Raw genomic sequence first — 10,331 nt, 5'->3', positions numbered from 1 at the left:
GGCGAAGACCGAGGCCGCTGCCCCCGCTCCCGCGACCGGTGAAGTGAAGACCGAGGCGAAGACCGAGACCAAGACGGAGACCAAGGCGGCCGGCAAGAAGGCCTCCAAGAAGACCACCACCGAGAAGAAGGCCACCACCGAGAAGGCCGCGGAGTAGTTCCGCCGCCGCACCACCTGCCCGTCATCTCCAAGGGGCGGACAGGACCGAGTGCCCGACAGGGGCGCCCTCTTCCCGGGGCGCCCCTGTTGTCGTTTCAGGACCGGACGCTCCATCCACCCCGTCTTCTTGGAATTTCAGCGGAGCCACCATTTGACAGGCAGGGAAGAATCCTGCTTAATACGCATTAGGTGGATGCCTGTTCATCCACGACAAGAAGGGGCGTCCCCCTCCCCCCCTTCAAGCGAGACGGTCATGGTGGAAGCGTTCACGAAGGTGTCCGAAGCGTCCCGGTTGCTGCTGGACAAGGGTCTGTGCGCGGCGACGGGCGGCGAGTCCCTGGGCATGGTGGCCCGGACCCTGAAGGTGGATCGCGCCTGCATCTTCGAGAACCGCACCACGAACCTGGCGGGCCGGTTCATCACCGACCTGCGCCACGCGTGGGCGGAGCCGGGGGTGGCGTCCCCCTACGCGCACCCCATGCTGCGCTCGCTGGCGCTGCGCGACTACGCGATGGCGTGGATGGACATGCTGGAGGCGGGGATGGTGGTGTCCTGTGCCTCCCGCGAGGCGCCGCCGCTGATGCGCGAGCTGCTGGAGCGCCAGGGCGTCCAGTCCGTCCTGCTCTGCCCCATCATCCCGGCCAAGCAGTGGTGGGGGTACGTGGCGTTCGAGGACTGCCACCAGGCGCGCGTGTGGCGCCCGGAAGAGGTGTCCCTGCTCAAGTCGCTGGCGCGGGCCATTGGCGCGTCGGTGCGGCACGCGACCATGCGCTCCTCGCTGTCGCAGGTGCGCACCAACCTCACCAGCGTGATGCGCCCGGCCTCCGGGGATACCTGAGCCCACCTGGGTCAGGGCCGCCCGGCCGCTTTGCGGACGGGGAGGTTGGAACAGGGATGATCGGGGCGGTAACGCGACGCCCCGTTTCTGTTACCCTCGCTCGCCTGCGCCCTGCCCATGTCCTCGATTGAGCCTACCGCCATCAGCCGTGCCCGGACCCCTGACCACATCAGCGGTTACCGCCTGGAGAAGCTCGTCGGTGCCGGAGGCATGGGGGAGGTCCACAAGGCCACCCAGCTCTCCCTCGGCCGCACGGTCGCGATAAAGCTGCTCAACACGGAGCTGGCCAAGGACCCGTCGTTCATCGCCCGCTTCCAGAAGGAAGCCGCCGCGCTGGCGACCTTGAGCCACCCCCACGTCGTCGCCATCGTCGACAAGGGGAAGACGGACAGCACCTATTACCTGGTGATGGAGTTCGTGGACGGGCCGTCCCTGCGCGAGCTCATGCGCAGCCCGCAGCAGGACACGCCGGTGCTCTTGCGGCGGATGCTCGAGATCTGCCGGGCCATCGAGTACGCGCACGGCCGGGGCGTCATCCACCGCGACCTGAAGCCGGAGAACATCCTGCTGGATCAGCAGGCCGGCGGCATCGCGAAGGTGTCGGACTTCGGGCTGGCGTCCTTCCTGGACGACGCGCAGGCGGCGTCGCGCTACGCGCTCACGTCCACGCACGTGTCCATGGGCACCATCTCGTACATGGCGCCGGAGCAGCGCGTGGACGCCAAGAGCGCGGACGCGCGGGCGGACATCTTCTCCCTGGGCGTCATCCTCTACGAGACCTTCACTGGCGAGGTGCCGCTGGGCACCTTCGATCCGCCGTCGCGCAAGCGCGCGGGCCTGGATCCGCGGGTGGACGCCATCGTGATGCGGTGCCTCAAGCCGGATCCGGATGACCGCTACCAGTCCGTGGGCGCGCTCATCGCGGAGCTGGAGCCGCTGGTTCCCGGCAGCCTGCTGTCCATGCCGCCCCTGCGGCTGACGCGCTGGCAGCGGGCGAAGCAGAAGGTGCGCCATGCGGCGAGCGTGGTGGTGCGGACGGCCGCGACGCTGGTGGTGTTGGCGGCGCTGGTCGTGCTGGGCGTGGCGTGGAACCTCAGTGGGAAGGTCCACAAGCCGCTGGCGTCCCCGGGCGAGGTCATCCTGGGAGACCTGGGCGCGGAACAGAGCCAGCCTGCTCCCGGGCGCAAGGAGGACGTCACCCCGGACAAGCAACGCGTGGTCGCAGGCGAAGGACCGGATGCGCTGAAGATGGTGGTGGCCGGCAGGCCTGCTGTCTTCGAGAACAAGGCCCTCGTCTTCCCGCCCCTGGAGGACACCAAGTCGGAGGACACCAAGTCGCGCGTGGGTCGCATGCGCGCGGACGTGTTGGGGCTGGTGGGGGGCGTCGCGCGGCTGACCGCGCGCGTGCGCGCCGACGCGCCTCCGCCCACGGTGAAGCGCCGCCTGATGGAAATGCTGAATGGCCCGCCGCCGGATCCCGTAGCCGCGCTGCTGCTGACGGGCCGGAACAGCCGCTACGTCGCGCTGGTGCATCGTGGCGCCGGCGCGCCGCTGGCCCTGGAGTGGGGACTGGGCGAGCGCAGCGGCAGCATGCTGGGGCTCGCGGCCCCGGAGGGCGAGGCCCGGCTGGAGATGTTCATCACCGAGGAGGGCGTGCTGCAGGCCTTCCTCGGCCAGGGCAAGGACCAGCGGCCCATCGCGGAGCCGCTGAACCTGGGCCCGGACTGGCAGGCCCAGTTCGGTGAGCCCCCCCAGCCGGCCTTCGGCTGCATCGAGGGGACCTGTAGCGCCGAGGGGTTCACCTACGTCGTGGACCGCCCCGCGCCCCCGGGGACCACGCCGGCCACGCCCGTGGTGGTGGCCCCGCCGCAGCAGCCGCCGCGCACGGTGGCCTCCGCGACGCCCGTCAAGGCCGTGGTGCCGCCCAAGCGGGTGCCGCCGCCGCCCCCGCCCAAGCGCCAGCCGGTCAAGGCGGCCCCCGCCAAGCCCACGAAGCGCCGCTAGGGCAACAGCCGGAAGCCGTCTCCGGACACGCACCGCAAGGGGAATATGGCCACGCCGGGGGGATTGCATTATCCCTCAGCCCCCCTATGCGTATGCGCACCTTCCGTCGCGGCCTGACCGCGCTCGCCCTCGTCGCTGGCCTCTCCGGTTGCCCCCGACCGTCCTCCGTCGTCGCGCCCCACGTGCTCGAGTCCGCCGCCGAGCGCGCCGGACAGGGTGACGCGGAGGCGCGCACGCTCGCGTTCGCGGGCTTCCACGCGTACCTCGTCGCGGGGGACGTGGGCCTTGCCCAGCAGCGCTTCGACGCCGCCGTGCAGAAGGACCCGGGCGACCCCTACGCCCTGGAGGGACAGGCGCTGCTCGCCCGGCGCAAGGGCCAGTCCGACCGCGCGCTCGCGGCGTCGCTGGAGCTGGTGAAGCGCGCGCCCCGCCACCCGCTGGCCGCCATCGCCGCCCGCTACGTGCTGGACCGCGTGGGCACCTCGCGCGCGGAGGACGACGCGCTGCTCAAGGGCGTGGACGCCGCGCTCGCCGCGGGCGCCCAGGGTGAGACGGCCTACCTGCTGCGCGCCGCCCGGCTCGCGGTGGCCAGCCTCCGCGCGGACACGGCGGGCCAGGCGCAGGCGCTCAAGGACCTGGGCGGCGCGGGCGAGGCCACGCTCGTGGGCCCCTTCTCGCCCTTCCACGTGCTCGCCATCGACGAGCCCCTGGCCCCGGAGAAGGACGGCTCGTTCGCGGGCCCCTTCACGGGCGCGTTCGGTGCGCTGAACGCGCGCACGCTGCGCTCGCCGGACGGACGCCTGGACCTGGGCGGCGAGCCCGGCCACGGGGACATGTACGTGCTGGGCATCGACGCGGAGGTGGCCGAAGCGGGCGTGTACGTGCTGCGCACGGTGAGCCAGACGTCGCACCGCGTGCTGATGGACGGCGCGCCAGTGCTGGACCGCCGCGACTGGGCGCGCACCGCGTCCACCGTGTCCGCCCGGGCGCTGGAGCTGCCCGCGGGCAAGCACCGCTTCGTGGTGAAGCTGTCCCGTGACAACTCCATGGGCGGCCTCACCTTCGCGCTGCTCAAGGCGGACGGGACGGCGTCGCAGGTGCGCCTCACCGCCGCCACCGGCCCCGCGCCTGCCTGGAACGCCACGCTGGATGAAGCCGAGGCCTCTTCCGTGTACCCGAGCGCGGAGGATCTGGCCCAGGCGCTCCAGTCCGAGGCCGGCGAGCTGCTGGGCGCGTACCTCGCGGTGCGCGACGGCCTGTCGCGCGACCTGGACGGCACGCGGCGGCTGATGGAGAAGCTGCCCGCCACGACGCCCGCGGTGCTGACCCTGCGCGCGGAGCAGGCCGCGCAGGACCGCACCATCCCCTCCAAGGTGGCGCGCGGCCGGGCCACGCGAGATTTGGAAGCGGCGCTGGCGAAGGACCCGGGCAACGTGTCCGCGCTGCTGCTGCGCGCGGACCTCTTCCTGGACGACGGCCAGCCGGCCACCGCGCTGGACACGCTGAAGACGGCGCGCGACGCGGTGAAGCCCGCGGGCTTCCCGGTGCACCTGCTGCTGGCCCGCGCGGCGCTCGCGCTGGACGTGGACGCGCTGGCGGAGACGTCGCTCGCGTCAGCGCTGGAGGCCCAGCCAGGGCTGTGTGAGGCGCTGGGGTTGCAGTACTCGCTGGCGCGGCGCCGGGACGCGATGGCGCGCAGCGACGACCTGCTCAAGGCCCAGGACGGCTGCCCCGGCGCGGAGGCGCGCAAGGTGGACCACCTGCGCACGCGGGGGGACATGGAGGGCGCGGCGAAGGGCTCCGCGCAGCTGCTCGCGCAGGACCCCAACAACCTCAACGCCGCCGCGGCGCTGGCCACCGCCTACGTCAGCCTGCGCCGCTACGACGACGCGGCGAAGGTGCTCCAGTCGCTCGCGACCGTGTGGCCGCGCAACACGGAGCTCCTCAAGCGACTGGCGGACGTGCGCGAGTACGCGGGCCAGGGCGCGGAGGCGCTGAAGCTGCGCGAGCAGGCATTGAAGCTGGACGGCAGCGACCTGGCCCTGCGCCGCGCGGTGGAGCGCGCGAAGACGGGCAAGGAGCTGCTGGCGGCGTACGCCATCGACGGGAAGGAAGCGCTGAAGGCCTATGAGGCGGCGCCCATCACCGGCGGCAGCCCGGCGGCGTACGTGCTGGACGCGGCGGCGGTGCAGGCGTTCCCGGACGGGTCGCTCGTCAACCGCATCCACACCATCCAGAAGGCGCTGGAGCAGTCGGGCGTGCAGGACATCGCGGAGGTAAACATCCCTCGCGGCGCGCAGGTGCTGGCGCTGCGCACGCTCAAGGCCGACGGTCGCGTGCTGGAGCCGGAGAACTTCGAGGGCAAGGACACCGTGAGCCTCCCCGGCGTGCAGGTGGGGGACTCCGTGGAGGTGGAGTACCTGCTGGCCGAGGGCGAGCGAGGCCCCGCGCAGCCGGGCTTCACCGCGTCCGCCTTCTACTTCCAGATCGCCAACCAGCCCAACGCGTGGAGCACGTACACCGTCGTCGCGCCCAAGGGCAGCGGCATGAAGGTGGACGCGCACGGCATGAAGGCGCCGCCCCCGGAGGTGAAGGGCGACGTGGAGGTGTTCCACTACGACGCGCGCCGGGTGCCGCCGTTCATCCCGGAGCCGGACGCGCCGCCCACGGGCAACGAGTACCTGCCCTTCGTGATGGTGGGCGCGGGCGACACGGGCAACGACGGTCTGGCGCGCGTGTACGGCGACGCGTTCCAGGACCGGTGGATGCGCACCGCGGAGGTGGAGGCGTTCGCGCGCGAGGCCACCGAAGGCAAGAAGGGCCTGGACGCCGTGAAGGCGCTGCACGCCACGGTGATGAAGCGCTTCTCCGGAAGGGACGCGAGCCTCGCGCAGTCCGCGGCCTCCACCGTCGCGCAGGACCGGGGCAGCCGCCTGTCCGTGATGAAGGCGGGCCTGGAGGCGCTGGGCATCCCGTCGCGCGTGGCGGCGGTGCGCACCTTCAACACCGACCCCGCGCCCTACCTCTTCCCGGCGGACGCGCTCCTGCCCTACGCGGCCCTGCGCGTGGAGGTGCCAGGGGAGGCTCCGGTATGGGTGGACACGTCCGTGCGCTTCGGCCCCTTCGGCGAACTGCCCGAGGCGGCCATGGGCGAGCGCGAGGCGTACCTGCTGCCGGAGCCCGGCAAGCCGCTGGAGAAGGTGAAGACGCCCGCGCTCAAGCCGCGCGCGGGCAAGGACGTGAAGCTCACGCTGGAGATTGGCACCGACGGCAAGCTCAGCGGCCAGGGCGAGGAGACCTACTCCGGCTTCGACGCCGCGCAGATCGCCGACGCCTTTGATCAGCTCTCCGCGGAGAACCGCAACCAGGCGCTCCAGGGCGCGGTGTCGCGCTACTTCGCCGGCGCGGAGCTGTCGTCCGTGAAGCTGGAGCACGCGCAGGAGGTGGGCGCCCCGTTCGTGCTGCGCTACACGTTCACCGTGCCCCGCTTCGGGCGCATGGAGGGCGACAACCGCATGGCCCTGGGTCCGCTCACCTTCCCCGCGCTCCTGGGCCGGCGCTACGTGCAGGTGAGCTCACGCTCGACGCCGCTCTACATCGACGACACGGAGGCCAGCCGCACCAGCGTCACCCTCACCATGCCCCAGGGCTGGAAGCTCAGTGATCCGCAGGCGGGCCTGAAGGTGGACAGCGAGTTCGGCCACTACACCCGCGCGGAGAAGCAGGACGGCCGCGCGCTCACCGTCTCCGAGTCCCTGCTCCTGCCCCGCGCCCGCGTCACCCCCGCGCAGTACGAGAAGTTCGCCGCCTTCGCCGGGGACGTGGACCTGCTCCAGGTGCGCGAGCTGTTCCTCGTGAAGCCGTAGCGACGGGTGGCAGGACCTTCCAGGAATACAGTGATTCCTGGCTGATGGCGTCTTGTGTTAACGGGCTCCTGACCGGGGTGTTTCCTCCGGCCAGGAGCCTTTTCACATGAGACCTCATGATTGGATTTCGCTCGGGGCGTGCGCGCTCTTGGGGCTGATGGGCGCGGGCTGTGGCACGCCGGCGTCCCCTTCGGACGGCGCGGTGGGGCCGGAGCTGGAGACGCAGCGCGCGGGCGCGGCGGTGAAGGTGACCAAGACGGTGGGCAAGAAGGTCTACGTCCACCTGATGCCGTGGTTCGAGACGCGGGCAACGTCGGGCAACGGCGCGTGGGGCATCCACTGGACCATGGCCAACCAGAACCCGGACGTGGTGGACGGATCCGGGCGGCGGCAGATTGCGTCGTACTACTACCCGCTCATCGGGCCATACGGCTCCGGGGACCGGGACGTCATCGAGTACCAGCTGATGATGATGAAGTACGCAGGCGTGGACGGGGTGCTCATCGACTGGCCGGGCACCCTCAACGCGTTCGACTATCCGAAGAACCGCGCCAACACCGAGGCCATCATCGCGCAGACGGCGGCGGTGGGGCTGGACTTCGCGGTGGTGTACGAGGACCACAACGTCCAGCTCGCGTACGACGCGGGCGCCATCACCGACAAACCAGGCGCCGGGCGCAATGACATGACGTACCTGCGCGACCGGTACTTCAACCAGTCCAACTACATCAAGGTGGACAACGCGCCGCTGCTGCTCGTCTTCGGGCCGCAGACGTTCCAGTCCGCGGGGGACTGGACGAACGTCTTCTCGCCGCTGAGCCAGAAGCCGACCTTCCTGACGCTCTGGTACGAGTCCGGCGAAGCGGGGGCCAACGCGAAGGGTGAGTTCGCGTGGATCTACCCGGACTTCATCAACGGGCTCACGAGCTTCTACAACACCCGGCCTTCGCCCCTGAAGTTCGGCTCCGTGTACCCGGGCTTCCGGTCGTTCTACACGGCGGGCGGCTGGGGCGGGCCCACGTGGGAGATCGCCCACAACGGCCTCACCGCCTTCAACCAGACGCTGGACCTGGCGAAGAACGCGACCAGCATCAATCACTTCCAGCTCAACACGTGGAACGACTACGGCGAGGGGACGATGATCGAACCCACGCGCGAGTTCGGCTACGGCTTCCTCACGTCGCTCCAGCAGAAGCTGGGCGTGCCGTATTCGCAGAGCGAGCTGGAGCTCATCCACACCCTGTTCCAGCAGCGCAAGCAGTTCGCGGGCGACGCGACCCGGCAGGCGCAGCTCGCCCAGGCCGCCTCCGCGCTGGCTGCGCTGGATGTCACCCAGGCTCGCAACATCCTCAACGGCGGCGGCACGGGCAGTGGCCCCTCCGTCACCAACGGTGGCTTCGAGTCCGGCATGAGCGGCTGGACGACGTGGACGCCCAACGGCACCTCCGGCGCGGCCTTCACGGAGACGTACAACGGCGGTCACGCGAGCGCGAACCACCTCACGCATTGGAGCGGCGCGCCGTTCGAGACGTGGACGTACCAGGCCCTCTCCGGACTGGCGCCGGGCAACTACAAGGTCCGCGCGTGGGTGCGGAAGGGCGGCACGTTCGACATGGCGCGCTTCCAGGTGAAGGCGTGCGTCGAGTGCACGTTCGCGTTCAACGCGCTGGGCACGTACGGCGACTGGACCCAGGTGGAGACGCCCGCCGTGTCCGTGACGGGCGGCTTCCTGGAGTTCGGCTTCCACACGCGGGCCCTCACCGGCAACACCGCCAACTTCATCCACATGGATGACGTGTCGGTGATCAAGCTGTAGCGCGCGAGGGTGGTGCCCGGGCCTCGCGGGCCCGGGTGCTCCTTCACGGTTGCTGGAAGATGGCGACGGTCGGCGTGCCGTCCTCGCCGATGTAGCCGCGGTACATGCCGCTGGAGTTGAAGGGCATGGCCACGTGGCCCTCGCGGTCCATGGCGATGACGCCGCCCTCGCCGCCCGCCTTCACCAGCACGTCGTGGATGACGAAGTTGGCGGCCTCCGGCAGGGGCAGGTCCTGGTATTCCACGCGGGCGCAGATGTCGCGCGCCACCGTGTAGCGGATGAAGAACTCACCGTGGCCGGTGGCGGACACCGCGCAGCGCTCGTCCGCATAGGTGCCCGCGCCGATGATGGGCGAGTCCCCCACCCGGCCGAAGCGCTTGTTCGTCATGCCTCCCGTGGACGTGCCCGCCGCGAGGTGGCCCTCCTGGTCCAGGGCCACCGCGCCCACGGTGCCGAACTTGTGGTCCCCCGTAATCGGATCCACGCCCGGCGTCAGCGGCGCGGCGGCCTGTGTTCCCGGCTTCGCGGGAGGAGCGGCCGGTGTTCCCGGCGTCGTGGGAGGAGTGGCCGGTGTGCCCGGCTTCGCGGGAGGAGCGGCCTGTGTTCCTGGAGCGGTGGGCGGAGCGGACTGCTTTCCCGGCGTTGCGGGAGGAGCAGCCGGTGTTCCCGGCGTCACGGGCGGAGTGGCCGATGTGCCCGGAGCGGCGGGCGGAGCGGCCTGCTTTCCCGGTGTCGCGGGAGGAGCAGCCTGTGTTCCCGGAGCGACGGGAGGAGCGGCCTGCGTTCCCGGCGTCATGGGCGGAGCAGCCGGTGTTCCCGGCGTCACGGGCTGCTGCTGCTCGGGCGTCGCGGGCGGAGTGGCCGGCGTCGCGGGCTGAGCGGTCTTCGCCTTCTCCTCCGCCAGGGCCCGCTGGAGCCCCTGCCAGCGCTCCTCCGTGTAGAAGTACTTCGCGTCCACCAGGGGCATGCCCTGCGACTGCGCGAACGCCTCCGCGCCGTCCCCCACCATCATCACGTGGGGGGACTTCTCCATCACCAGCCGCGCCAGGTCGATGGGGTTCTGGATGTGGCGCACGCCGGCCACCGCTCCGGCCGCGCGCGTCTTGCCGTCCATCACGGCCGCGTCCAGTTCGTTCACGCCGTCGTGGTTGAACACCGCGCCCTTGCCGGCGTTGAAGTACGGCGAGTCCTCCAGCACGTGGATGGCGGCCGTCACCGCGTCCAGGCTCTTGCCTCCCTTCGCCAGCACCGCGTGGCCCGCCTGGAGCGCCTGGGTGAGCACGGCGCGCATCGCCGCCTCGCGCTCCGGGGACAGGTTCTCGCGCGAAATCACGCCCGCGCCGCCGTGGATGACCAGCCCCCACTTCGGCTTCACCTGGGGCGGCGCATCCATGCGCAGGATGGCCTCGTCACGCGCGGCCGACTGGGTCGACGTGGCACAGCCCAGCGGCGCCAGCAGCAGCGCGGTGCCCGCCAGCAGGCTCCGGTGCAGCCAAGGGGAGAACGAGGGGAACATGCCGTGACCTCCAGAGAGGCCCTGTCCTAAAGCCCTTCGCCCGGGGCCTGTCCAGGACCGACGCATGCCGCGGTGCACCAACGGCCCGGGCACTGTCGCACCACCGGAGCCCCGAGCCCCTGTCTGCCCGGT

General features: G+C 71.2%; 5 protein-coding genes. 4 read left to right on the top strand and 1 reads right to left on the bottom strand.

All coding sequences use genetic code 11. The features are described 5' to 3' along the window. The first annotated feature begins 412 nt into the window (after positions 1–412). The 4 genes from D7V97_RS33195 (at position 413) to D7V97_RS33180 (ending at position 8,683) form a co-directional block, all read left to right on the top strand. Positions 413–997, top strand: coding sequence for a GAF domain-containing protein (locus D7V97_RS33195; protein WP_120614629.1), 585 nt, complete (start codon positions 413–415; stop codon positions 995–997). 117 nt (positions 998–1,114) lie between these two features. Beyond that, on the top strand, positions 1,115–3,001 hold the full coding sequence (locus D7V97_RS33190; protein WP_120614628.1) for a serine/threonine-protein kinase: 1,887 nt from the start codon (positions 1,115–1,117) through the stop codon (positions 2,999–3,001). A gap of 92 nt (positions 3,002–3,093) precedes the next feature. After that, on the top strand, positions 3,094–6,867 hold the full coding sequence (locus tag D7V97_RS33185) for a tetratricopeptide repeat protein (protein ID WP_120614627.1): 3,774 nt from the start codon (positions 3,094–3,096) through the stop codon (positions 6,865–6,867). Positions 6,868–6,973: 106 nt separating this feature from the next. Then, on the top strand, positions 6,974–8,683 hold the full coding sequence (locus tag D7V97_RS33180; protein ID WP_120614626.1) for a glycoside hydrolase family 71/99-like protein: 1,710 nt from the start codon (positions 6,974–6,976) through the stop codon (positions 8,681–8,683). A 43-nt stretch (positions 8,684–8,726) separates the two neighbouring features. Here the strand turns inward: D7V97_RS33180 and D7V97_RS46165 are convergent, their stop codons facing one another. Beyond that, positions 8,727–10,199 (bottom strand): isoaspartyl peptidase/L-asparaginase family protein, encoded by a 1,473-nt coding sequence (locus D7V97_RS46165; RefSeq protein WP_233583380.1) that lies wholly within the window; start codon positions 10,197–10,199, stop codon positions 8,727–8,729. Positions 10,200–10,331 lie beyond the last annotated feature (132 nt).

The sequence above is a fragment of the Corallococcus sp. CA053C genome (genome assembly GCF_003611675.1).
Taxonomy (GTDB): domain Bacteria; phylum Myxococcota; class Myxococcia; order Myxococcales; family Myxococcaceae; genus Corallococcus.
Note: the sequence above shows the minus strand (reverse complement) of the source record. Positions and strands in the feature narration are given on the sequence as shown.

Bases quoted from the DNA above. Each gene is read 5' to 3' on its own strand.
- D7V97_RS33195 (WP_120614629.1), top strand. From the start codon at position 413: ATGGTGGAAGCGTTCACGAAGGTGTCCGAAGCGTCCCGGTTGCTGCTG.
- D7V97_RS33190 (WP_120614628.1), top strand. From the start codon at position 1,115: ATGTCCTCGATTGAGCCTACCGCCATCAGCCGTGCCCGGACCCCTGAC.
- D7V97_RS33185 (WP_120614627.1), top strand. From the start codon at position 3,094: ATGCGCACCTTCCGTCGCGGCCTGACCGCGCTCGCCCTCGTCGCTGGC.
- D7V97_RS33180 (WP_120614626.1), top strand. From the start codon at position 6,974: ATGAGACCTCATGATTGGATTTCGCTCGGGGCGTGCGCGCTCTTGGGG.
- D7V97_RS46165 (WP_233583380.1), bottom strand. From the start codon at position 10,199: ATGTTCCCCTCGTTCTCCCCTTGGCTGCACCGGAGCCTGCTGGCGGGC.